Raw genomic sequence first — 22,194 nt, 5'->3', positions numbered from 1 at the left:
TCATGCAGGGATTCCGGTCCGCCAGCAGGCGCGATGCCGGATCTGATAACTGGAGGCAACGGTGGTGGAAGCGGAAGTATCGGCGATGGTCAAGGCGCAAAGCCTGGCCTTGCAAAACATGCGTGTCGTCATGCGCGCGGCGCAGCGGCACTCGGCGCAGATCGAGAAGCAGTGCGGCGTGTCGGGCGCGCAATTGTGGGTGATGCAGGAATTGCTGGAGCTGCCGGGGCTGCGCATGGGCGAACTGGCTGCCCGGATGTCCATCCACCAGACGACGGCCAGCAACCTGGTCGATGCGCTGGTGAAAAAAAGCTATGTGCGCAAGGCGCGCGACCAGCCCGACCAGCGCGTGGTCACGCTGACCCTGACGGCCGAAGGCCAGGCCGTCATCGCCGGCGCGCCCCAGCCGGCACGCGGCTTGCTGCCCAGCGCCCTGGGCCAGCTCGATGCCGACAGCCTGGCGCATCTGAACCGGGGCTTGAGGGCCTTGCTGGCCGTCGTCGCCCCCGATGACCGCAAGGCGGGGCTGCAGCCGTTTCCTTTCACCATGTAGGGCTAGCGTGTGGCTGGACCACACTGTTAGCCCTTATCATCGGCGCTATCGCAGCGTTGATGAAAGCATGCATTGAAGATACTCAATTCCGTTCTGCTGGCCGCCGTCCTGGCCGGTTCACCTGTTTCCATGGTCTATGCCTTGGCCTCCCCGGCCTTGCCTGCCGAGCCGTCGCCGGCCATCCTGTATTTCGACGCCGACTACCAAGCCGTCGAACGTGCCGCCGCCATCTACGAGCAGCGCGCGCCGCTGCGCCACGATGCGGCCCGCCAGGCCTGGCATTGGCAGCTGCATTTCGCGCAGCCGCCAGGCAAGCTGCACATGGATGCCTGGCTGCGCGACGCGGATACGACGCGGCTCAACTATGTTCATCAGCGCAGCGTGTATTTCGCCGATGGCCAGCTGGGCCTGCTCGAAGAGCGCAATGGCGAGGGCGATTTCGACGGCGTCAACGTCGCCTGGTACGCGGATGGCACGCTAAAAAGCCGCAAGGCTTACCGCGACGGCGAGTACGAGGGCTTGCATAGCCACTACCATGCAAATGGCCAACTGAGCCGTGAATTGCGCTACCAGGCGGGCCAGCCCGCCGATGGCGAGTACCTGAGCTTTGACGAGCAAGGCCAGGTCAGCAACCGCGCCCATTTTGCCGATGGCGTGCTGTCGGGCGAGGCGGAGGCGTTTCATCCGAATGGCCGGCTGGCCGAGCGGGGGACGTATCTGGACGGGCGGCGCACCGGCCTGCACCAGGCCTGGTGGCCGGACGGCCGCGAAAAATCGCACCTCCATTACGTGCATGGGGAAAAGCACGGCCTGGAGCGCAGCTGGGCCGAGGATGGCACGCGCACCGTTTGCGCATGGCAGGACGGCCGCTTGCTGCGCCCCTGCAGCCATTTCTAGTTCGGCGGCGCCGGCAGCCGCTGCAGCTGCAGCTGCGCCAGCGCCCCGTACAGCGGTTCGCTGAGCACGCGCGAGACGGTGCTGGCCACCACGGCGCAAGCCATCAGGCTGAGCACCATGCCGTGGCCGTCGACCATTTCCATGACAATGATGAACGCCGTCAGCGGCGCCTGCGTGGCGGCGGCCAGGAAACCCACCATGCCCAGCGCGATCAGGGCCGGTGCATGCGGATAGTGCAGCAATTGCGCAATGTCATGCCCGATGCCGGCGCCGATGGCCAGCGACGGCGCGAAGATGCCGGCCGGCACGCCCGACCACACGGTCAGCCACGTCGCCACGTATTTGAAGGCGACAAAGGCCGGCGCCGCATCGCTGGAACCTTCGAGCATGGCGCGCGTGGCCACGGTGCCGCTGCCGAAGGTGGCGCCGTGGCTGGCGATGCCGATGGCCGCCACCAGCAAACCGCAGGCGGCGGCGAACAGCACGGGCCGGTGCTTTCTCCACGCCGATAATTTTCCCAGCGGATTGCCCCGGGCGGAGGCCAATAGCAGGCGCGCGAACAGGCCGCCGGCCACGCCCGCCACCAGGGTCACCAGCAAGCCTGGCAGGGCCAGCGCCAGGCCGATGGGGCCGGGATGGATGATGCCGAAGTGGGTGGCGTTGCCGTGGATGGAGACGGCCATCATGCCTGCCAGCACGATGCCGGCGACAATCAAGCCGCTGTTGCGTTGCTCGGGCGAGCGCGACAGTTCTTCGATGGCGAACATGACGCCCGCCAGCGGCGTGTTGAAGGCGGCCGCGATGCCGGCCGCGCCACCGGCCACCAGCAGCGAATGGGCGCTCACCTGCGAGTGACGGGGCAGCCAGCGGCGCGCGGCCAGCATCACGCCGGCGGCGATCTGCACGGATGGCCCTTCGCGCCCCAGCGAGAGTCCGCCCAGCAAGCCGCCCGCCGTCAGGACGATTTTCGCGGCGCTGAGTTTCAGGGAGACGAACAAGGAGCGCTGCTCGGGCGCCACGGCCGGGTCCAGCGTGGCCATCACTTGCGGGATGCCGGAGCCGGCCGCGCCCATGGCGTAGCGGCGCGTCAGCCAGACGAGCAGGGCGGCGCAAGCGGGCGTCCACAGCAGGGCGAACCACCAGGCATTGCCGTTAAAAAAGAGAAAACAATCGAGCGCTGTTTCCGCCAGCCACGTAAAGCCCACGACGACGAGGCCCGCGACGGCGGCCATGCCGACGACGACGGCGCGCGACCACCACAGGCGCGGGTTGGCAAATTCATGCTTGAAGGCAGAGGGGATGTCGTGCAAGTGCTTCATTGCGGCAAGTCCAGGAAGGGGCGCGCAAGGCGTCGGGGAGGCTTGCCATTATAAGGCTATATTTGTCCAAATGTATTTTATGTGCCTGATCCGTGGGCAGCCGGCAACAAAAGGTCTGTTCCGGCCAGGAAATCGACGAGGGCCCGCACCTTCGGCGCCAGGTGCGGCCCGGACGGCCACAGCAGCCAGCAGCCGTGGGCCGGATGGCCGTCGAGCGCGTAGTCTCTCAGCACTTCGACCAGGCTGCCGTCGGCCAGCGCCGCCTGCACCGTACACTCGGGCAGCCAGGCGATGCCCCGGCCTTGCCGGGCGAAGTGCAGCCGCGCTTCCACGTTGTTGCACACCATCGACAGGGGCAAGTCCAGGGGCACCGCGCCGTCGTCCTGGCGCAGCTGCCACGCTTCGACCCTGCCGCTGTGGCGGAAGCGGTAGTGCAGGCAGGCGTGTTGTTGCAGATCAAGGGGGTGTTGCGGCGTGCCATGGCGCGCCAGGTAGGCGGGCGAGGCCACGAGGCAGGAGCGGAACTGGCCCAGCTTGCGGGCGGCCAGGCGCGAGTCGCGCGGCGCGCCGATGCGGATGACGGCGTCGAAGCCGTCGCCGACGACGTCGGCCAGCGCGTCGGAAAAATCGAGGTCCAGCGCGATGGCGGGGTGCAGTTGGGAAAATGCGGCCAGGGCGGGCAGGAACAGGCCGCCCAGTTCCGGCAAGCCCAGCCGCAGCCGTCCCTGTGGCGCGCGCTGGCCCGCCAGTTCCTCCTGCGCCGCCTGCATTTCCGCCAGGATGCGTTCGCTGCGCGCCAGGAAAAGCTTGCCTTCCGCCGTCAGGCTCAGCTGGCGCGTGCTGCGCTGGAACAGGCGCGCCCCCAGCCGCTGCTCGAGCCGCGCCAGGCTTTTGCTGACGGCCGATGGCGAAATGCCGGCCTGGCGCGCGGCCGCGACAAAGCTGCCCGCTTTGGCCAGTTGCACGAACAGGGCCACGCCCGAGAGATTATCGATATCTTGCATGATTCATGACAGTTTGGTCAGTAGTGAAACGCATTGAAGCATATTTTTCTTTCCCGTGGGGCTGCCTACCATGCAGATTTAGCTGGGAGCATGCAATGAAGATGATCGGTTTCAACAAGGGCAGCAGCGTGGACGAACAGGACGGCCTGTTCGATACGCAGGGCGAGATGCCCGTGCCCGGCCCCCGCGACGTGCTGGTGCGCGTGCGCGCCGTGGGCGTCAATCCGCTCGACACCAAGGTGCGGGCCGGGCTGGTCGCCGTGCCGCAAGCCGTCGCCACCCTGGGCTGGGATGCGGCCGGCGTCGTGCACGCGGTGGGCAGCGCCGTGACCCTGTTCGCGCCGGGGCAGGCCGTGTATTACGCGGGCTCGTTCGACCGCGCGGGTGCCAGCGCCGAATACCACCTGGTCGACGAGCGCATCGCCGCGCGCATGCCGGCTACGCTCGATTTTGCGCAGGCGGCGGCCGTGCCGCTGGCGGCGCTGACGGCGTGGCAGCTGCTGTTCGAGCGTTTTGCCATTGCGCCCGGCGACAGGCGGGAGCGGGGCAGCCTGCTGGTGCTGGGCGGCGCGGGCGGCGTCGGATCGATGCTGACCCAGCTGGCGCGCCGGCTGACGGGTTTTACCGTGATCGCCACGGCTTCGCGCGACGACAGCGCGGACTGGTGCCGCGCCATGGGCGCCCACCATGTGATCGACCATGCGCGGCCCATGCCGGAGCAGGTGGCGGCATTGCACGTCGCCCCCGTCACGCACATTGCCGCCCTGTCGCACACGGCGCGCCATGTTGCGGCCTTGACGCAGATCATCGCGCCGCACGGCAAGCTGGCCGTCATCGACGACCACGCTGTTTTCGATGCGGCGCCGCTGAAGGGCAAGAGCGTGTCGCTGCACTGGGAAATGGTGTTTACGCGGCCCCTGTACGCCACCGCCGACATGCAGGAACAGCACCGCATCCTGCAACGCGTGGCGGCGCTGCTGGACCAGGGCGTGCTGCGCTCTGCCCTGCGGCAGCGTTTGTCGCCGATGGACGCGGCCACCATGCGGCGCGCGCATGCGCTGCTGGAGAGTGGCGGGCAGCCGGGCAAGATCGTCGTCGGCGCCGCGTAGCGCCTAGACGAACAGCTCGTGGCGCGCGCTCTGGCTGATGGCGATGGTGGCCGGGTGGCTCAGGCGGCGCTCCGTGGTGATCGCATACACCTGCTCGACGAGGCTGTCGACCCGGCCCAGCGCCACCACGCCATGCTGTTCGCACACCTGGGGCGCGATCACGGTGGGGGCGAAGAACAGGCCGGCGCCGGACTGGCCGAAGGCCTGCATCATGGCGCTGTCGTCGAACTCGCCGACGATGCGCGGGTGCAGATTGTGCTCGCCCAGCCACTGCAGCAGGCGGCCGTAGATGGCGAAATCCTCGCCCGGCAGCAGCAGCGGCGCGCCGTCCAGGCAGCGGGGAAAGCCGCCTTCCAGCGTGGCGGCCAGCGCCGGCGTGCCGAACAGGGTCATGCCGCTTTCGCCCAGCAGGTGGTTGTAGCCGCGCACGCTCAAATGGGACGGCATGGGGCGGTCGGCGATGATCAGGTCCAGCCGGTGCACGGCCAGGTCCGCCAGCAGGCTGGCCAGCCGGCCTTCGCGGCAGATCATGCGCAGCGGCTCGGCCAGGCCCAGCGCCGGTTCGACGAGGCGGCAGGCGATCAGCTTCGATACGGAATCGGCGCAGCCGACGCGAAACGTGGTCGTCGCCGTGCGCGACTGGTCGCGCACGATTTCCAGCAATTCGTCGCCCGTGCTGAAGATCTCTTCCGCATGGCTGAGGATGCGCCTGCCCGTCTCCGTCAATTCCAGCTTGCGCCCGCTGCGGCGGAACAGTTCCACGCCCAGGGTGTCGGCAAAGTCGCTGAGCTGGCCGGAAATCGATTGCGGCGTCAGGTGCAGCTGCTCGGCCGCGCGGGCGATGCTGCCCGTCTTGGCCACCATCCAGAAATAGCGCAAGTGCTTGAAGTTGAGCGTGGACATCGTCGATCCTTGGTTGTTGCATCGAGTTTTTCGATGTATTTCTTCATTATATTCGATTTGTTCGATGTTTCAATTGCGCCTATGATGACTGCTCATTCATGCAAGGAGAGACATCATGTGCTGGCGTAGAGATAGAGGCAGTAGCGGAGGCCGCCGATGAACGGCCTGGAGAGCATTGCAACGGCGCCCATGTGGGCCGGCTTCATCGCTTTTGTATTGCTGATGCTGGCGCTCGATTTGTTCGTCTTCGGCGGCAACAAGGCGCACAAGGTCAGCGTCAAGGAAGCGGCGACATGGTCGCTCGTGTGGGTCAGCCTGGCCCTGCTGTTCAACGGCGGCCTGTGGTGGTACCTGAACGGCACGGCCGGACCCGAGATCGCCAGCCAGAAGGCGCTGGAGTTTTTCTCCGGCTACCTGATCGAGAAAGCGCTGTCGGTCGATAACGTGTTCGTGTTCCTGCTGATCTTCGGCGCCTTCCAGGTACCGATGCAGTACCAGCGCCGCGTGCTGATTTACGGCGTGCTGGGCGCGATCATCATGCGCGCCGTGATGATCATGGCCGGCGCCTGGGTGGTGAGCGAGTTCAGCTGGGTGCTGTACCTGTTTGGCGCCTTCCTGCTGGTGACGGGCTTCCGCATGCTGGTGGCGGCCGACGCCGAGCCGGACGTGGCGAACAACCCGGTGCTGCGTTTTGCCCGCCGCCACCTGCGGGTGGCCGACGGCGACCACGGCGAACGTTTCTTCGTGAACAAGGGCGGTTTGCGCTATGTCACGCCGCTGTTCCTGGTGCTGATCCTGATCGAGGTGACGGACCTGGTGTTCGCGGTCGACTCGATCCCGGCGATCTTCGCCATCACGACGGACCCGTTCATCGTCTTCACGTCGAACCTGTTCGCCATCATGGGCTTGCGCGCCTTGTACTTCCTGCTGGTGGACGTGGCTGACCGCTTCCATCTGCTCAAGTATGGCCTGGCGATGGTGCTCGTGTTCATCGGCGCAAAGATGCTGGTCATGCCGTGGTTCCACGTGCCGGTCGAAGCGTCGCTGCTGGTGGTGTTCGTGCTGATCGCGGCAAGCTGCCTGGCCAGCGTGTTTGCCACCCGCGGCAAAAAGTAAGCGGTACCGCGCGCCCCGCCACGGCGGGGGCGCGTTTCTTGAATAACAATGGAAGGAATGATCATGCGTACTTATGAAATCAATAGTCCCCAGGCAGCGGGCCGTATCCTGGCCCTGATGATGATCGTCGATGGCAACCTGGACAGCTCCGAACTGCAGGCCTTGCACGGCAGCAAGATCCTCGAACATATCGACTTGCCGCCCGCCGCTTTTCAACGGCTGCTGCAAGACCTGTGCGACGACATGCTGACCTCGACCGTGCATGGCGCCGTGCAGCTGGCCCATGGCGTGATCGACAGCCTGCTCGATGAAATCACGGACCCGGACCTGCGCCGCAAGCTGCTGCAAGCGATGTGGAAGATTGCCGACGCGGACGACTGGCTGGCCGATGGCGAAGCCGTGCTGCTGGCCCGCGCCGGCACGGCATGGTCGGCGGAAACGAACTTCCGCCAGCACGCGGCGTAATTACGCTGCCTTGTGCCCCATGGCAATGACGGCGGCGCCGGCCAGGGCCATGCCCACGCCGGCGATGTCGGTCCAGGCAGGCGTGACGCCGTCCACCAGCCACAGCCAGCCCAGCGCCGTGGCGATGTAGATGGCGCCATACGTGGCGTAGACCCGTCCGCTGGCGGCCGGATGCAGGGTCAGCAGCCACACGAAGACCAGCAGGCTGACAGCGGCCGGCAACAGCAGCCAGGCGCCGCCCTTGTTGCTCAGCCACAGCATGGGCAGGTAGCAGCCCAGCAGTTCGGCCACGGCCGTGACGGTAAACAGCCCGAAGGTGCGGGCAAGACTGGTCCATTCGATGGCGTCGCTCATGGTGTTCCTGTGATGTGGTGAAGACGCCATTCTAGCCGCCGGGCGGCGCCGTCCCTGCTATGATCGGGTTCGGATACCGGAGGACACACCATGACGACGACCCCAGCGCCGCGCGCCTTGCTGCAAGCCATGTTTCACGCCGCCATCGCAGCGGCCCAGCCGTCGCACTGCGTGCCGCCCCATCTGCCGCCCGCGCCCAAGGGACGCTTGATCGTCATCGGCGCCGGCAAGGCCTCGGCCGCCATGGCGCAGGCCGTCGAACAGCACTGGCCGGGGCCGCTGTCCGGCCTCGTCGTCACGCGCTACGGCTATGCCGTGCCCTGCGCACGCATCGAGATCGCGGAAGCGTCGCACCCCGTGCCGGATGCGGCCGGCATGCAGGCGGCGCGGCGCATGCTGGAATTAGTTGGCAACTTGCAGGCGGACGACACGGTGCTGTGCCTGATCTCCGGCGGCGGCTCCTCGCTGCTGGCCTTGCCCCTGGACGGCATCACCCTGGAAGACAAGCAAGCCTTGAACCGGGCGCTGCTGGCGTCCGGCGCCACCATCGGCGAAATGAATTGCGTGCGCCGCCATTTGTCCGCCATCAAGGGCGGCCGGCTGGCGGCCGCCTGCCATCCGGCGCAAGTGGTGACCTTGGCGATTTCCGACGTGCCCGGCGACAAGCTGGGCGATATCGCCTCCGGCCCCACGGTGGGCGACGCGACGACGTGCGAGGACGCGCTGGCCATCGTGCGCCGCTATGGCATGGACTTGCCGGAGAGCATAAGAGCAACGCTGGAAAGCGGGCGCGGCGAATCCGTGAAAGCCGATGACCCGCGCCTGGCGCGCACGCGCACGACCCTGGTCGCCACGCCGCAGATGGCCCTGGAAGCGGCCGCCGCCGTGGCGCGCGCGGCCGGCGTCACGCCGTATATATTGGGCGACAGCCTGGAAGGCGAGGCGCGCGACGTGGGCAAGGTCATGGCCGGCATCGCGCTGCAAGCGGCCATGCGGGGCCAGCCGTTTCCCGCCCCGTGCGTGCTGCTGTCGGGCGGCGAAACGACGGTCACCGTGCGCGGCAACGGCCGCGGCGGGCGCAACGTGGAATTTTTGCTGGCGCTGGGCATCGCGCTGGACGGGCAAGCGGGCATCCATGCGCTGGCCGGCGACACGGATGGCGTCGACGGCCAGGAAGAGATCGCCGGCGCGCTTCTGGCGCCCGACACCCTGCAACGCGCCTGGGCGCTGGGCATCAAGCCCCGCGACAGCCTCGACAACAACGATGGCCACGGCTTCTTCCAGGCGCTGGGAGACGCCGTGATCACGGGCCCGACATTGACGAATGTCAATGATTTCCGGGCCATTTTGATTACCTGATCAGTTAAAACCTTCCAGGACGATTTTTCCCTTCGCCGTATTGCTCTCCAGCAGGGCATGCGCGCGTTTCAAATTCGCCGCATTGATCGTGCCGAAGCGCTCGGCCACGGTGCTCCTGATGACGCCCGCGTCCACCAGCTGCGCCAGTTCCTCCAGCAAGGCGTGCTGCTGGATCATGTCCGCCGTCTGGAACAGCGAACGGGTAAACATCAGTTCCCAGTGCAGGGACACGCTCTTGCCCTTGAACTTGCGCACGTCGATGTGCTCGGGATCGTCGATCAGGGCAAATTTCCCCTGCGGCGCGATCAGTTCGACGATTTGCTCGAAATGCCTGTCGGTCTGGTTCAGGCTGATGACGTAATCGACGGGCGGCAAGCCCAGGCGCGTGATTTCGGCGGCCAGCGGCAGGCTGTGGTCGATCACGTGGTGGGCGCCCAGTTCCTGCACCCAGGCCGCCGTCTCGGGACGCGAGGCCGTGCCGATGATGGTGACGCCCGTCAATTGCCGGGCCAGCTGCACCAGCACGGAACCGACGCCGCCGGCCGCGCCGATCACCAGCAGCGACTTGCCGCTCAGGCTCTTGTCGCGGCTGAGCTGCAGGCGGTCGAACAGCAATTCCCAGGCCGTGATCGCCGTGAGCGGCAGGGCGGCGGCCGCGGCGAAGTCCAGGCTGGCCGGCATGTGGCCGACGATGCGCTCGTCGACCAATTGAAATTCGCTGTTGCTGCCGGGGCGGTTGATGGCGCCCGCGTACCAGACCTTGTCTCCCACCTGGAACAGGGTGACGTCGGGACCGACGGCGGTGACGACGCCGGCCGCATCCCAGCCCAGCACTTCGGGCTGGCCGTCCTTCGGCGCGCGGTTCCTGCGCACCTTGGCGTCGACGGGGTTGACGGAGATGGCCTTGACGGCGACGAGCAGGTCGCGTCCCGTGGCGACGGGCACGGGCAGAGCGATGTCGAGCAGGGCGTCGGCATCCGTGATGGGCAGGCTGTGGCGGTAGGCGATGGCTTTCATGTGCTTCCTCGTTGAGTGGATACCGTATGATGGTCGTATTGTCGCCCTGGAAAAAGGGGGCGCGTACCGAAACACTTTCAAAGGAATGTTGAAAATTGCTGCGACTCGATGACTTGCAGGTGTTTGTGCGCACGGCCGACCGGGGCAGTTTGTCGGCGGCCGCGCGCGAGATCGGCATCTCGCCCGCGCTGGCCAGCGCCGCCGTCAAGCGCCTGGAAGGGGAGCTGGGCTTGCGCCTGCTGGCCCGCACGACCCGTTCGCTGAGCCTGACGGCGGAAGGCGCGCAGTACCTGGAACACGCGCGCGAAGCCTTGCGCCTGCTGCGCGCGGGCCACGACGCACTGCTGGCGGGCAAGGACAGTTTCGGCGGAACCTTGAAAATTGCCATGCCCTCCGACCTGGGCCGCAACCTGATGCTGGGCTGGCTGGACGAATTCCAGGCGCGCCACCCGAAGCTGCATTACCAGCTCAGCGTCAGCGACCGGGTGGCCGACATGGTGCGCCAGCAAGTCGACGTGGCCATCCGCTATGGCCTGCAGGATGATTCGAGCATGATCGCCATGCCGATCGCGCCCGCCAATGACCGCGTGCTGGTGGCTTCGCCCGCCTACCTGCACGAGCATGGGACCTTGCTGGCGCTGGGGGACTTGCCGCAGCACAATTGCCTGCGCTTCGCGCTGGAAGACGGCTTGCACGACCGCTGGACTTTTTACCGCCTGCCCCAGCGCGAGCAGGTGACGATTTCCGTCAGCGGCAACCGCAGCGCCGACGACGCCGACCTCGTGCGGCGCTGGGCCGTGGCCGGCCTGGGCATCGCCTACAAATCGCGGCTCGACGTGGCCGGCGACGTGGCCGCCGGGCGCTTGCTGGCCTTGCTGCCCGAAGTGGCGGGCGAGGCCACGCCCTTGCACCTCGTGTGCATGCACCGGGCGCAGGTGACGCCGCTGGTGCTGCAGCTGCGCGATTTCCTGCGCGACAAGTGTGCGGAGTTGCTATAAGGTAATGTTTCTTTACAACTCGTTGCAAATGGCAATCATGCGCGGGTCAACGAGGGCGTACTCTCATGCATTCTGGTTGAAACCGCCTGAAGGATCGCCATGCCCCCCAACCGATTATTGCCGACCACCCTGATTTCCCTGCTGTTGCTGGCCGGCTGCGCCGCGACGGAACCCGCCGTACAGGCCGATCATCGCGTGCCGGCCAGTTCCGCGCAGGACATTGCCATGCTGGCACGGGTCAGCTGGGGCGTGAACGCGGGCAGCGTGCGCCAGCTGCAGGCGCAAGGCTGGAACGCCTGGCTGCAGGCGCAGTTGCATCCAAGAAAATCAGCCTTGCCGCCCGCCGTGCAGGCGCAGATCGACGCCATGACCATCAGCCAGGTGCCGCTCGACCAGCTCGTCATGTCCGTGGAGCAAAAGCGCAAGGCGTCGGCCGGCGTGATGGACGACATGGTGAAGCAGCAGGCGCAAAAGGAGTATCAGCAGGAACTGAACCGCCTGGCGCGCGAGGCGGCCACGCGCTCGCTGCTGCTCGACGTGTATGCGCCGAACCAGCTGCAGCAGCAACTGAGCTGGTTCTGGCTCAACCATTTCAGCGTGCACCAGGGCAAGCACAACTTGCGCGCCATGGTCGGCGATTACGAGGCGAACGCCATCGCCCCGCATGTTTTGGGGAAATTTCGCGACTTGCTGGGCGCCACGGTCCACCACCCGGCCATGCTGCGCTACCTGGACAATGAAGCCAACGCGGCCAACCGCATCAATGAAAACTATGCGCGCGAGCTGATGGAATTGCACACCCTGGGCGTGAACGGCGGCTACAGCCAGAAGGACGTGCAGGAACTGGCGCGCATCCTGACGGGCGTAGGCGTGAACCTGGGGCCGGACACGCCGAAAGTGAAGCCGGCGCTGCAATCGCAATACGTGCGCCGGGGCTTGTTCGAGTTCAATCCGAACCGCCACGACTACGGCGACAAGCAATTCCTCGGGCAAACCGTGAAGGGCAGGGGCCTGGCCGAGCTCGATGAAGCGCTGGATCGCCTGAGCCGCAGTCCCGCCACCGCGCACTTTATCAGCGGCAAGCTGGCCCAGTACTTCGTCGGCGACAATCCGCCCGAAGCGCTGGTGGCGCGCATGGCGGCCACCTTCCGGCAAAGCGACGGCATGATCGCCGATGTGCTGCAGACCATGTTCAGCAGTCCCGAGTTCAGGCAGTCGCTGGGCAAGAAATTCAAGGACCCCATGCATTACGTGGTGTCGGCCGTGCGCCTCAGCTACGACGACAAACCCATCCTCAACGCCGGTCCCATGCTGAGCTGGCTCGCGCGCATGGGCCAGCCCCTGTACGGGCGCCAGACGCCCGATGGCTATCCGCTGACGGACGCTTCCTGGGCCAGCCCCGGCCAGATGACGACGCGCTTCGATATCGCCCGCACCATCGCCTCGGGCAGCGCCGGCCTGTTCAGGACGGAGGGCCCGCAGCCGCAGGAAAAAGCGGCGTTCCCCCAGCTGGCCAGCGCCCTGTATTACCAGTCGCTGCAGCCAACGTTGAGTCCCGCCACGCGCCAGGCCCTGGAGCAGGCTGGCTCGCCGCAGGAGTGGAACACCTTTTTGCTGTCTTCGCCAGAAATGATGCACCGCTAAGTTGAAACCGGAGGATAGCCATGAACCGTCGTGACCTGTTGAAAGCCCTGGCCGCCGCGCCCTTGCTCACCCATGCGGGCAGCCTGCTGGCCGCGCCCGCCACGGATGCGAAGCTGCTGTTCGTCTTCCTGCGCGGCGGCTATGACGCGAACAACCTGCTGGTGCCCATCGGCAGCGATTTTTACTATGCATCGCGGCCGAATATCGCCATCGCGAAACCGGGCGCGGACAACGGCGCGCTGGCGCTCAACAGCGACTGGGCCCTGCATCCCGCCTTGCGCGACAGCATTTATCCTATGTTCAACGGCGGCGAGGCGGCCTTCGTCCCGTTTGCCGGCACGACGGATTTGACGCGCAGCCATTTCGAGACGCAGGACAGCATCGAGCTGGGGCAGGAGATCGGCGGGCGGCGCGACTTCCGCTCGGGCTTTTTGAACCGCCTCGTGCAGACCTTAAACAGCGGCAAGGCCAGCCCGGCCATCGCCTTCACGGACCAGCTGCCCCTGATCTTCCAGGGCGGCGTGCAAGTGCCGAACATGGGGCTGCGCGCGCTGGGCAAGTCCGGCATTGATGCGCGTCAAAGCCAGGTCATCGCCGCCATGTACAAGGGCACGCCCTTGCAGCAGCAGGTGGCCGCCGGCTTCGTCGTGCGCGACGATGTCGCCAGGGAACTGACGGGAGAAATGCAGGCGGCCAACCGCAATGCCATCAGTACCAAGGGTTTTGAACTGGAGGCGCAGCGCATCGCCCGCTTGATGCAGGACAAATACAACATCGGTTTCGTCGACGTGGGCGGCTGGGATACGCACGTGGGGCAGGGCGGCGCCAGCGGCTATCTTGCCGGGCGCTTCGATGAGCTGGGACGGGGGCTGGCCGCGTTTTCGCAGGAAATGGGCGGCGCCTGGCGCCATACCGTGGTCGTCGTCGTCAGCGAATTTGGCCGCACCTTCCGCGAAAACGGCAACCGCGGCACGGACCATGGCCACGGCAGCGTGTTCTGGGTGCTCGGTGGCGGGATCAAGGGCAAGCAGGTGGCGGGCGAGCAGGTGGCGATTTCGCAGGCAAACCTGTTCCAGAACCGCGACATGCCCGTGCTGAACGAATACCGGGCCGTGCTGGGCGGCTTGCTGCGCCGCACCTTCGGCTTGACGCCGGCGCAACTCGACCACGTATTTGCCGGCGTGAAACCGGCGGAGCTGGGCCTCGTGTAAATCGGCGAATCGCCGTGTTACGCTACGCCTGCGCATGTGGCGCATAGCGAATACTGGCTGCCCATGGCGCCGGGCACGAATGGAGTGGCATGAACGATACCCAGCGCGACATCGTCAGCGCAGGCTTTTCCCTGGCCCTGATCGCCGTGACGGCCTTCGTCATGCAGCGTTTCTTTTTGCCGCTCGTGTGGGCCGGCATCCTGTGCGTGGCCACCTGGCCCCTGTACCTGCGCGTGCGCGCGGCGCTGGGCCAGCGCCCCATCGTGGCGGCGGCCGTGCTGACCCTGGCGTTCGCCTGCATCTTCATCATCCCCGTGCTGTTCGGCGTGGCGCAGGCGGCGCGCGAAGTGCCCGTGCTGGCCAACTTCGTCGTCCATGCGAATACGGACGGCTTGCCCGTGCCGGACTGGGTGCCGCACATTCCCCTGGCCGGCAGCGCCATCGGCGACTGGTGGCAAGCCACCTTGAGCCAGCCCCATGGCCTTGGCCACTTTTTTGCGGGCAGCGCCGTGGGCGGCTTTCATTCCGCCCGCGACATGCTGAAAGTCCTCGGCGCCGACGTCTTCCACCGCCTGGTCGACTTCGGCCTGGCCTTTTTATGCCTGTTTTTCTTCTACAAGGATGGCGAAGCGCTGACGCGCCAGATCACGGCCATCGGCAGCCATTTTTTGCGGCCCGAGCGGTGGGGACGCTATGCGCAAAAGATCCCCACGGCCATCCGCGCCACAGTCAACGGCCTGGTGCTGGTGGGCCTGGCCGAAGGCGTGCTGATCGGCATCGCCTATGCGATTGCCGGCTTGCCGTCACCGGCCCTGTGGGCGTTCGCCACTGGTATTTTGGCCATCATCCCGTTCGGCGCGCCGCTCGCTTACCTGTGCGCGGCCGCCTTGCTGGTGTTCCAGGGCAATGTGGGCGCCGCCATCGGCGTGGCCGCCTGGGGCACCGTGGTGCTGTTCGTGGCCGACCATTTCGTGCGGCCAGGCATGATCGGCAACGCCACCCGCCTGCCCTTCCTGGCCGTGCTGTTCGGCATTCTGGGCGGCGTGGAAACGCTGGGCCTCGTGGGCCTGTTCATCGGCCCCGTCGTGATGGTGCTGTTCGTGACCCTGTGGTACGAGGCGAATGTGTTTGACGGTAAAACACCTGCCAGCCCGGCCGCACCGGAACGCACGCAGTAATGAGGGGTCGGCCAGCGTTGCCGCTGGCCGGTACTGGCGCGCTCCCGGCGTGGCCGGACAGAGCTGACTTTAGAACAGGGTGCAAGCACCATGCTTTAAAGGCATTCTTAATGCGCCTTGGATAGAATGAGGAGCCAACGGCGCATCAGCAGCACTTCAACATAGCCCGGCTCGATGCCCGTACCGCACTCGATCAAGGGATTGACGGTGTAGTAGCGCTTGCGGAAGTCGCGGCAGACGAGGATTTCGCGCTTGCCCATGCGGACGAGGAAAGAGCTTGGGGCGTATTCCAGGCCGAACCGTGAGCCAAAACCGCTATTCAATGTTGCCATGACAATTCCTTTGAGGGAGATGTGTTGAACGAGTCATCAGAATAGCATAACTACTGTATGAAAACACAGCTACTGTATGAATAAACAGTATTTTTTTACTGGTGTGGTTTTTTTGATCATCACGCCTGATTTGAGGAGCAAGTAGTTTGCAAGAGAAAAATGACATGGGCATGACCACGGGCTGGACCCTGAAACTGCGCCGCTTCGTCGAGGCGCGCCTGTCGCCCGAAGGCGAACTGGGCCTGCATATGACGGTCGGCGTGGCGCTGATGCTGGTGGCCATCGTGGTCTTCCACGAGATCGCCGAAGCCGTGATGGGCATGGCCCGGATTACGGTGATCGACCTGCAGGTGGCGCAGTGGTTCAACCGGCACGCCGTGCCGTGGATTACCAGCTGCCTGCTGCTCGTTACGCACCTGCATGGCGTGATCGGCGCCATCACCCTGGCTACCTTGCTGGGCTGGTATCTGCACCGCAAGGGCGCCAATTACTGGCTGTTTACCCTGGTCATCACCATGCCGGGCGTCATGTTTTTGAACCTGCTGTTAAAGTACATTTTTGTCCGCGCGCGGCCCAGCTTTGACGAGCCCATCCTGCAGACGGCCTTGAGCACGTACAGCTTTCCCAGTGGCCATACGGCCACGTCGACAGCCTTGTACGGCTTGCTGGCCGCCTACCTGATTTGCCAGACGGCACCTGGCGCCTGGGGCCGGCGCATCGCCATCGCGCTGGGGGCATTCCTGATGGCGGCGCTCGTCGGCTTCAGCCGCATCTACCTGGGCGCGCATTACCTGAGCGATGTGCTGGCGGCCATGGCGGAAAGCTATGGCTGGCTGGCCATCTGCATCGCGGGCGTGTCGACCCTGCGCCGCCGCCGGCATATCCGGCAAACCACATAAGGGGAACGATCCTGAGCAAAATCGCCGTCATCATCAACGCGGGCGCCGGCTGCGGCTACGCGCCGGACTGGGCGCAGCAGCTCGAAGCGCAATTCCTGGCCGTGGGCCTCGACGCCGCCGTCACCCTGGCGCAAAGCGGGGCCGAGATGATCGCCACGGCCGGGCAAGCCCTGCGCGATGGCGCGCCCATCGTCGTGGCCGGCGGCGGCGACGGCACCATCAACGCCGTCGCTTCCGTTGTCGTGGGCAGCGGCACGGCGTTTGGCGTCTTGCCGCTGGGTACCTTGAACCATTTCGCCAAGGATCTGAATATTCCCCTCACGCTGGAGGCGGCGATTGCCAACGTGGCGCGGGGCGTGCCCGTGAAGGTCGACGTGGGCGAAGTCAACGGCCGCATCTTCCTGAACAATTCCAGCCTGGGCCTGTATCCCGACATCGTGCGCGACCGCGAAAAGCAGCAGCGCCGGCTGGGACGGGGCAAGTGGCTGGCCTTCAGCTGGGCGCTGGTAGCCGCCTTGCGCCGCTATCCCTTTCTCGGCGTGCAGCTGAAGCTCAACGACGCCGTGCATGCGCGGCGCACGCCCTTCGTCTTCATCGGCAATAATGAATACCTGATGGAAGGCTTGAATATCGGCGAGCGCGAACGGCTCGATGGCGGCCAGCTGAGCCTGTACGTGGCGCAGCGTCCGGGCCGCCTGGGCCTCGTGCGCCTGGCCCTGCATGCGCTGTTCGGCAAGTTGTCGCAGGCCAAGGACTTCGACGTGCTGACGGCCACCGACCTGGAGATCGCCACGCACCACCGCCGCCTGCGCGTGGCCACCGATGGCGAAGTGACCGTCATGAATACGCCGCTGCGCTACCGCATCCGTCCCGCCGCGCTGGACGTGCTCGTTCCCGCGCCGGCGCCAGCCCAGGAGTAGGCCATGCGTACCCTCGTGCATTTGTCCGATTTGCATTTTGGCAAGGTCGATGCGGCCCTGCTGGCGCCCTTGCGCGCGCTGGTCGAGCGCCTGGAGCCGGACGTGGTGGTGGTCTCGGGCGACCTCACGCAGCGGGCCCGCAGCGTGCAATTCCAGCAGGCGCGGCAATTCCTCGACAGCTTGCCGGGGCCGCAGATCGTCGTGCCGGGCAACCATGACGTGCCCTTGTATAACGTTTTTTCCCGCTTCCTGACGCCGCTGGTGAAATACCAGCGCCATGTGACGGACGATTTGTCGCCCGAATACGTGGACGAGGAAATCGCCGTGCTGGGCATCAATACGGCCCGCTCGATGACGTTCAAGGATGGCCGCATCAGCCATGAGCAGATCGATTTCCTGCGTGAACGCCTGGGCCGCTTGCCGCCCGGTTTGACGCGCGTCATTGTCACGCATCATCCATTTGACTTGCCCGAGCACTTCGACGAGGATGACCTGGTGGACCGCGCGCCGCTGGCGCTGCAGATGTTTTCCGAATGCGGCGTGGATTTATTGCTGGCCGGGCATCTGCATGCCAGCGTGGCGGGCAACACGGCCGAGCGCTACAAGATCGATGGCTACGCGGCCCTGATGGTGCAGGCGGGCACGGCCACGTCCACGCGGGGCCGGGGCGAGTCGAACTCGTTCAATGTCATCCGCATCGAAGACAGCTGCATCCGGGTCGAGCGCTACAGCTGGAGTGACGGGAAGGGCGACTTTGAAAAGGTCAGCACGGAAGCGTTCGCGCGCCAGGGCGGGGTGTGGGCCAGCTTGCGGCCGTTGTAGGCTAAGGGCGTGCCTGGGACCACAGGTCGCATGGCACATTGCTGGTGAAAAAGCTCATCCACACTTGCTTGACAGCGGGATCGTCCGTGACAAAGCGCTTTTTCCGGGTATCGAAAAAGAACGGCCCCATGAAGATCAGGCCATCGTCCGTCTCGTCCAGATGGGAAAAATCGATGCTGCCGTCAAACACGATCGGCGAACGGTACACGTGTCCGGGGTGGGCGATGTCGGTCAGGCGCACATACCCCTTCTCGAACAGCGTGAAGATGCCGGCCGCCGAGACCGATTCGATCTTGTACTTGCCGGAGGCACTGACGACGGGTGCGGTGCCGGCGCGGTGGATGATGCTCCAGGCCGAGACGGCCACGCTGGCGCCGAGCAGCAAGCCCAGCGCCAGCGAGAGGCAGCACAGCCATTTCAGCAAACGCATCGGGACCGCTCCGCTTACAGCCAGTAATTCATGAAACGGGCCGCCCATTCCTTCATGCGGTCGGAAATCGGCCGCGTTTCCCATTTCGCCTTGGTAATTTCTTGCGAATCGCGCAAGTCTTCCTGGAAGGCGTTTTCCATTTCGCGCCCGAAGCTGTCGCCCAGCACGATCACGTTCAGCTCGCTGTTATGCAAAAAGCTGCGCATGTCGATGTTGGTCGAGCCCACGGTCGACCAGGCGCCGTCGATGACTGCCGTCTTGGCGTGCAGCACGGCCAGTTTCAAATGAAAGATGCGGATGCCGCCGGCCAGCAGCTGGTCGTACAGCGCGTGTCCCGCATGGAACACGAGGCCGCTGTCGGATACGCCGGGCAGCACCACGGTCACGTCCACGCCCCGCTTGGCGGCCGCCACCAGCGCGTCGACCGTCTGCTGGTCGGGCACGAAATAGGCGGACGTGATGTGGATCGATTTTTTTGCCTCCTGGATGGCCAGGATGTAGGCCTTGTAGATTTCAAAGCCGCCGTCCGGCTCGCTGGCCACGACGCGCACCAGCTTGTCGCCCACTTCGGACAGCACGGGGAAATAATTGGCGTCCGGCAAGTCGGCCTGGTCCTGCTGGGCCCAGGTGCGGATGAACAGCCACTGGAAGGCGGCCACGGCCGGGCCTTCCACTTTCACGTGGGTATCGCGCCAGCCTACGTCGCTCTTGTCGGCGGACTTGTTCCTGGAGCGGAACAGCGAGCTTTTCGCGTAGGTATCGCTGATATTAATGCCGCCCGTAAACGCCGTCTTGCCGTCGACGATCAGCACCTTGCGGTGGTCGCGGTTGTTGATCTTCCAGTCGTCGCCCTTGAGCTTGGCGGGGTTGACGGGGTTGAAGGCCACCAGGTGCACGCCGGCCGCGCGCATGCGCTCGAAGAACGCCTGCGGCACGCCGATGGTGCCCACGCTGTCGTAGATGACGTTGACCGTCACGCCCGCTTGCTGCTTTTCGATCAGCATGTCGGCAAATTTCAGGCCCAGCGGGTCCTGGTCGAAGATATAGGTTTCCAGGTTGATGCTGGTCTTCGCTTCGCTGATGGCCTGGAACATGGCGGCCATGGTTTGCGGGCCGTCAAACAGCAGGGTCACCTTGTTGCCCTTGATCAAAGGCACGCCCGTGGCCGCCTCTTCCAGCGCGGCCTGGGTCTTCAAGTCCATGCCGGACCTGGCCCAGCGCTTGTTGAGCAGGGCGGCCCGGCTGTTGACGTCCAGCACGGCGCCCTTGCCCGTGATCACCTTGGGCTTGGCCACGGGGGCCAAAGTGGTATTGAGATTCTTAACGTTTGGCAACGCGGCGCATGCAGCCAGGGTCCAGCACAGCAGGAGGGCGGTGAGGCAGGGTTGCAAGCGCCGAGCGGTCATTTTTGAGCCTTGGTCGTGGGTGACAGGTTTGCCGAGTCATCGGCCAGTGCCAGTGGCGGCGGGTTTTTCGAGCCGAAGAAGAAGACGATGGGCGAGCGCAGGAAGCGCTTGCCCAGGATCTTCAGCAATTGCATGCCGTGCTTGAAGCGCACCTGGCGCGAGCGCAGGGCCACCCACAGGGCCAGGCCGAAGCTGACCAGCAGGTTGGCCGTGCCGATGGCGAAGATGCCCGACAACGACTTGACGGCCAGCTGCCAGCTCATATTGTGATCGAGTCCCACCAGCGCTGTCGCAAAGTTGGCGGCCGAGAAGGTGATGTGACGTATATCAATCGGCAAGCCGATCAAAAAGCCCAGGGTGCCGATGGAACCGAGCAGGATGCCGAAATAGAAGTTCCCCATCAGGCCGCCCAGGTTGTTTTCCAGGTACAGGCCCAGCCGCTGCAAGCGATCCTGGCCGATGACGCGGCCCAGGCCGCGCAATTGCGCGATGCGCTGCGCCCAGCGCGTGTACAGGGCCTGGTTGTCGTAGTAGCCGGAAATCAGGCCGGCCACGAACAGGCACACGCCGGCGATCATGGCGTAAAAGATGGCGGGGCTGCCGATGGGGTCTATGTCGTGCAGCAAGTGCATGGCCTTTTCCGGCGTCACCAGGTTGTGCCCCGTGATCGCCTTGTAGCCGAGCGCGATCAGCCATGCCGTGGGGATGGCCGTGGCCAGGTTGCCCAGCACGGCCATGTTTTGCGTGCGGAAGACCTTGTTGATCAGTTCGGCCATGCTGTCGAGGTCGATATTCCGGCCATCCTTGCTGTGCAGGCCGGCGGCGATGCGCGAGGCCGTCATGGCCGGCTGCTTGGTGGCCACCGTGAAGTGCAGCAAATGGATGAACATGAAGCCGATCGAGTAATTCATGCTGAACATGAACGCTTCGACCAGCGGCGCCGAGCGCAAATACGACATCAATATCTTGAACAGGGCCATGAAGCCGATGATGATGCCCGCGCCCGCCGACGAGAGGAACATGGCGCCCATCTCGCGGCGGTTTTCCGCGATGTAGTGCTCGCCCGTGCGGCTGGCGTTTTCCGTCACATTGCGCGCCAGCAAGTTGATATTGTCGGAGAACAGGTCGCTGACCTTGTACTTATGGTTGTGCGCGCGTATCAGTTCCAGCGCCAGTCCCACGGCGCCCGCGCGGCGGCGGCTGACCGGTTGCGGGTGCAGCAAGTCCTGCGTGGCGTCCACCGTGATGGCGTCGATGTCCACGTTGCCCGAGGCCGGCAGCTCGCCGCTCGTGTCGACGAGGAACAGCAGCTTGCGCAGGCGGTCGATGCTCTGCGCCAGCGCCACCAGCAGATAGGTGAGGGGAATGCTGGTGCCCTGGTACAGGGCCTTCTTGCGGATCTTGGCGATGACGGCGTCGCACTGGTCCAGCATCACCAGCAAATGGCGCGCGTCCTCGATATGCTCGATGTCGCCTTGCAGCAAATTCGTGTAGGCGTCCAGGTAGGCGTTTACTTCCGTGTTCTGCACCATGAACGGCGACTGGAATACTTCAATTTCGCTGTGGAAACGCGTCAGTTCCGGCTCCAGGCCCATGGCGCAGACGCGGTAGGACAGCGTGCGGATGGCGTCGAGCATGCCGGGCAGCATGATATTACCGTCGCCGACGGCCAGTTCGATATCGTCGCTGGTGAGCACGTCGAACAGCTCCAGCCAGTCCGTGGCGGGCACGTTGCTGATCCACAAATAATCGGTCTTCAGGTACAGCACCTGGTCGAGTGCGTCGTTCAGGTATTCGTCGCCGAGGGCGGGCGGCAGCATGCGGTAGGCGATGCGGCGTTTCAATTCGGTGAAAAAGCCGCTGTTCGACAGCACGCCGATGTCCGTGTACAGGCTGGCGTGGCGGCGCGCGGCCAGCACGCGCAGCACGTATTCGTGCAGGGCGCGGGCCTGGGCGGGATTACCTTTGAGAAGCTGGCGCAGGGTGCGCACGTTGGCGATCGCGGTAGCGCTGTCGTGGGGGCGCTTGGGACGCAGAGAGTTGAACAATTCCACCAGCAAGTCGATATTGCTGGAGTTGGGGTCTATGCGTTCGAGGATAGCTAGCATGCAGAAAAAACGGGCGAGCCGCTGTCGGTAAAACCAGTAGTGTACTGCCTGCGTCAAATCCAGCAACGTTCGCCACCGAACATTGCTTCACGGCAGGGCCTGTTTTTGACCTTATTGTGCAGCAATTGCCATGGATCATGCTCACCCTTG

The 22,194-nt window shown here is 65.1% G+C and carries 22 protein-coding genes; 13 read left to right on the top strand and 9 right to left on the bottom strand.

Annotated elements, in window-relative coordinates:
• Positions 1-64: 64 nt before the first annotated feature.
• Together CBW50_RS12245 and CBW50_RS12240 are read left to right on the top strand one after the other, a co-directional pair.
• Entirely contained in the window at positions 65-553 is a 489-nt protein-coding gene (locus CBW50_RS12245; protein WP_253251930.1) for a MarR family winged helix-turn-helix transcriptional regulator, read from the top strand.
• 72 nt (positions 554-625) lie between these two features.
• Positions 626-1,450, top strand: a complete 825-nt coding sequence (locus tag CBW50_RS12240; RefSeq protein ID WP_086145806.1) for a toxin-antitoxin system YwqK family antitoxin — start codon at positions 626-628, stop codon at positions 1,448-1,450.
• Here the strand turns inward: CBW50_RS12240 and CBW50_RS12235 are convergent.
• Positions 1,447-2,769 (bottom strand): chloride channel protein, encoded by a 1,323-nt coding sequence (locus CBW50_RS12235; protein ID WP_086145805.1) that lies wholly within the window; start codon positions 2,767-2,769, stop codon positions 1,447-1,449. The two genes, CBW50_RS12240 and CBW50_RS12235, sit on opposite strands and share 4 nt — an antisense overlap.
• Positions 2,770-2,846: 77 nt before the next feature.
• Entirely contained in the window at positions 2,847-3,773 is a 927-nt protein-coding gene (locus tag CBW50_RS12230; protein ID WP_226936206.1) for a LysR family transcriptional regulator, read from the bottom strand.
• A gap of 95 nt (positions 3,774-3,868) precedes the next feature.
• On the opposite strand from CBW50_RS12230, the gene CBW50_RS12225 reads away from it, so the two are divergent.
• On the top strand, positions 3,869-4,882 hold the full coding sequence (locus CBW50_RS12225; protein WP_086145804.1) for a zinc-binding alcohol dehydrogenase family protein: 1,014 nt from the start codon (positions 3,869-3,871) through the stop codon (positions 4,880-4,882).
• A 3-nt stretch (positions 4,883-4,885) separates the two neighbouring features.
• Here CBW50_RS12225 and nhaR read toward each other — a convergent pair whose 3' ends face one another.
• A complete protein-coding gene (gene nhaR / locus CBW50_RS12220; RefSeq protein WP_076570497.1) occupies positions 4,886-5,785 on the bottom strand; it encodes a transcriptional activator NhaR in 900 nt (299 codons plus the stop codon).
• Positions 5,786-5,941: 156 nt separating this feature from the next.
• Here nhaR and CBW50_RS12215 point away from each other — a divergent pair, with 156 nt between their 5' ends.
• Both CBW50_RS12215 and CBW50_RS12210 read left to right on the top strand, forming a co-directional pair.
• Complete coding sequence (locus tag CBW50_RS12215) at positions 5,942-6,901, top strand: TerC family protein (RefSeq protein WP_086145803.1); 960 nt, start codon at positions 5,942-5,944, stop codon at positions 6,899-6,901.
• 63 nt (positions 6,902-6,964) lie between these two features.
• On the top strand, positions 6,965-7,366 hold the full coding sequence (locus CBW50_RS12210) for a TerB family tellurite resistance protein (protein WP_226936208.1): 402 nt from the start codon (positions 6,965-6,967) through the stop codon (positions 7,364-7,366).
• On the opposite strand, the gene CBW50_RS12205 is transcribed toward CBW50_RS12210, so the two are convergent.
• Positions 7,367-7,720 (bottom strand): YnfA family protein, encoded by a 354-nt coding sequence (locus tag CBW50_RS12205; protein ID WP_086145802.1) that lies wholly within the window; start codon positions 7,718-7,720, stop codon positions 7,367-7,369. It abuts the gene before it with no gap.
• 90 nt (positions 7,721-7,810) lie between these two features.
• Between CBW50_RS12205 and CBW50_RS12200 the strand changes: the two genes are divergently transcribed.
• Positions 7,811-9,079, top strand: coding sequence for a glycerate kinase (locus CBW50_RS12200; RefSeq protein WP_086145801.1), 1,269 nt, complete (start codon positions 7,811-7,813; stop codon positions 9,077-9,079).
• Here CBW50_RS12200 and CBW50_RS12195 read toward each other — a convergent pair whose 3' ends face one another.
• Entirely contained in the window at positions 9,080-10,096 is a 1,017-nt protein-coding gene (locus CBW50_RS12195; RefSeq protein WP_086145800.1) for a zinc-binding alcohol dehydrogenase family protein, read from the bottom strand.
• A gap of 95 nt (positions 10,097-10,191) precedes the next feature.
• Here CBW50_RS12195 and CBW50_RS12190 point away from each other — a divergent pair, with 95 nt between their 5' ends.
• The 4 genes from CBW50_RS12190 (at position 10,192) to CBW50_RS12175 (ending at position 15,127) form a co-directional block, all read left to right on the top strand.
• Positions 10,192-11,094 carry a LysR family transcriptional regulator gene (locus tag CBW50_RS12190; protein ID WP_086145799.1) on the top strand — a complete coding sequence of 301 codons (903 nt, stop codon included), beginning with the start codon at positions 10,192-10,194 and terminating at the stop codon, positions 11,092-11,094.
• 99 nt (positions 11,095-11,193) lie between these two features.
• Positions 11,194-12,738: a DUF1800 domain-containing protein gene (locus tag CBW50_RS12185; protein WP_086145798.1), complete on the top strand. Its 1,545-nt coding sequence runs from the start codon at positions 11,194-11,196 to the stop codon at positions 12,736-12,738.
• Between the two features lie 20 nt (positions 12,739-12,758).
• Positions 12,759-13,949, top strand: a complete 1,191-nt coding sequence (locus CBW50_RS12180) for a DUF1501 domain-containing protein (protein WP_086145797.1) — start codon at positions 12,759-12,761, stop codon at positions 13,947-13,949.
• An 89-nt stretch (positions 13,950-14,038) separates the two neighbouring features.
• Positions 14,039-15,127: an AI-2E family transporter gene (locus CBW50_RS12175; protein WP_086145796.1), complete on the top strand. Its 1,089-nt coding sequence runs from the start codon at positions 14,039-14,041 to the stop codon at positions 15,125-15,127.
• A gap of 107 nt (positions 15,128-15,234) precedes the next feature.
• Here the strand turns inward: CBW50_RS12175 and CBW50_RS12170 are convergent, their stop codons facing one another.
• A complete protein-coding gene (locus CBW50_RS12170) occupies positions 15,235-15,459 on the bottom strand; it encodes a hypothetical protein (protein ID WP_010396348.1) in 225 nt (74 codons plus the stop codon).
• A gap of 146 nt (positions 15,460-15,605) precedes the next feature.
• Here CBW50_RS12170 and CBW50_RS12165 point away from each other — a divergent pair, with 146 nt between their 5' ends.
• From CBW50_RS12165 to CBW50_RS12155, 3 genes are read left to right on the top strand one after another with little or no spacing between them, the layout of a single operon-like run.
• Entirely contained in the window at positions 15,606-16,358 is a 753-nt protein-coding gene (locus CBW50_RS12165) for a phosphatase PAP2 family protein (RefSeq protein WP_319017214.1), read from the top strand.
• Between the two features lie 11 nt (positions 16,359-16,369).
• Positions 16,370-17,278, top strand: coding sequence for a diacylglycerol kinase family protein (locus tag CBW50_RS12160; RefSeq protein WP_086145851.1), 909 nt, complete (start codon positions 16,370-16,372; stop codon positions 17,276-17,278).
• 3 nt (positions 17,279-17,281) lie between these two features.
• Positions 17,282-18,100: a metallophosphoesterase gene (locus CBW50_RS12155; protein ID WP_086145795.1), complete on the top strand. Its 819-nt coding sequence runs from the start codon at positions 17,282-17,284 to the stop codon at positions 18,098-18,100.
• A gap of 1 nt (position 18,101) precedes the next feature.
• Here the strand turns inward: CBW50_RS12155 and CBW50_RS12150 are convergent, their stop codons facing one another.
• From CBW50_RS12150 to CBW50_RS12140, 3 genes are read right to left on the bottom strand one after another with little or no spacing between them, the layout of a single operon-like run.
• Complete coding sequence (locus tag CBW50_RS12150; protein ID WP_086145794.1) at positions 18,102-18,530, bottom strand: hypothetical protein; 429 nt, start codon at positions 18,528-18,530, stop codon at positions 18,102-18,104.
• 14 nt (positions 18,531-18,544) lie between these two features.
• On the bottom strand, positions 18,545-19,936 hold the full coding sequence (gene cls, locus CBW50_RS12145; protein ID WP_086145793.1) for a cardiolipin synthase: 1,392 nt from the start codon (positions 19,934-19,936) through the stop codon (positions 18,545-18,547).
• Positions 19,933-22,044 carry a site-specific recombinase gene (locus tag CBW50_RS12140; protein ID WP_086145850.1) on the bottom strand — a complete coding sequence of 704 codons (2,112 nt, stop codon included), beginning with the start codon at positions 22,042-22,044 and terminating at the stop codon, positions 19,933-19,935. Before CBW50_RS12140 ends, cls begins: the two co-directional genes overlap by 4 nt.
• Between the last annotated feature and the right edge of the window lie 150 nt (positions 22,045-22,194).

The organism is Janthinobacterium sp. GW458P (genome assembly GCF_002127585.1).
Classification (GTDB): domain Bacteria; phylum Pseudomonadota; class Gammaproteobacteria; order Burkholderiales; family Burkholderiaceae_D; genus Janthinobacterium.
This window is presented reverse-complemented; position numbering and strand designations above follow the sequence as displayed.

Bases quoted from the DNA above. Each gene is read 5' to 3' on its own strand.
- CBW50_RS12230 (WP_226936206.1), bottom strand. From the start codon at position 3,773: ATGCAAGATATCGATAATCTCTCGGGCGTGGCCCTGTTCGTGCAACTG.
- CBW50_RS12215 (WP_086145803.1), top strand. From the start codon at position 5,942: ATGAACGGCCTGGAGAGCATTGCAACGGCGCCCATGTGGGCCGGCTTC.
- CBW50_RS12235 (WP_086145805.1), bottom strand. From the start codon at position 2,769: ATGAAGCACTTGCACGACATCCCCTCTGCCTTCAAGCATGAATTTGCC.
- nhaR (WP_076570497.1), bottom strand. From the start codon at position 5,785: ATGTCCACGCTCAACTTCAAGCACTTGCGCTATTTCTGGATGGTGGCC.
- CBW50_RS12150 (WP_086145794.1), bottom strand. From the start codon at position 18,530: ATGCGTTTGCTGAAATGGCTGTGCTGCCTCTCGCTGGCGCTGGGCTTG.
- CBW50_RS12200 (WP_086145801.1), top strand. From the start codon at position 7,811: ATGACGACGACCCCAGCGCCGCGCGCCTTGCTGCAAGCCATGTTTCAC.
- CBW50_RS12210 (WP_226936208.1), top strand. From the start codon at position 6,965: ATGCGTACTTATGAAATCAATAGTCCCCAGGCAGCGGGCCGTATCCTG.
- CBW50_RS12195 (WP_086145800.1), bottom strand. From the start codon at position 10,096: ATGAAAGCCATCGCCTACCGCCACAGCCTGCCCATCACGGATGCCGAC.
- CBW50_RS12205 (WP_086145802.1), bottom strand. From the start codon at position 7,720: ATGAGCGACGCCATCGAATGGACCAGTCTTGCCCGCACCTTCGGGCTG.
- cls (WP_086145793.1), bottom strand. From the start codon at position 19,936: ATGACCGCTCGGCGCTTGCAACCCTGCCTCACCGCCCTCCTGCTGTGC.
- CBW50_RS12180 (WP_086145797.1), top strand. From the start codon at position 12,759: ATGAACCGTCGTGACCTGTTGAAAGCCCTGGCCGCCGCGCCCTTGCTC.
- CBW50_RS12175 (WP_086145796.1), top strand. From the start codon at position 14,039: ATGAACGATACCCAGCGCGACATCGTCAGCGCAGGCTTTTCCCTGGCC.
- CBW50_RS12185 (WP_086145798.1), top strand. From the start codon at position 11,194: ATGCCCCCCAACCGATTATTGCCGACCACCCTGATTTCCCTGCTGTTG.
- CBW50_RS12155 (WP_086145795.1), top strand. From the start codon at position 17,282: ATGCGTACCCTCGTGCATTTGTCCGATTTGCATTTTGGCAAGGTCGAT.
- CBW50_RS12170 (WP_010396348.1), bottom strand. From the start codon at position 15,459: ATGGCAACATTGAATAGCGGTTTTGGCTCACGGTTCGGCCTGGAATAC.
- CBW50_RS12225 (WP_086145804.1), top strand. From the start codon at position 3,869: ATGAAGATGATCGGTTTCAACAAGGGCAGCAGCGTGGACGAACAGGAC.
- CBW50_RS12140 (WP_086145850.1), bottom strand. From the start codon at position 22,044: ATGCTAGCTATCCTCGAACGCATAGACCCCAACTCCAGCAATATCGAC.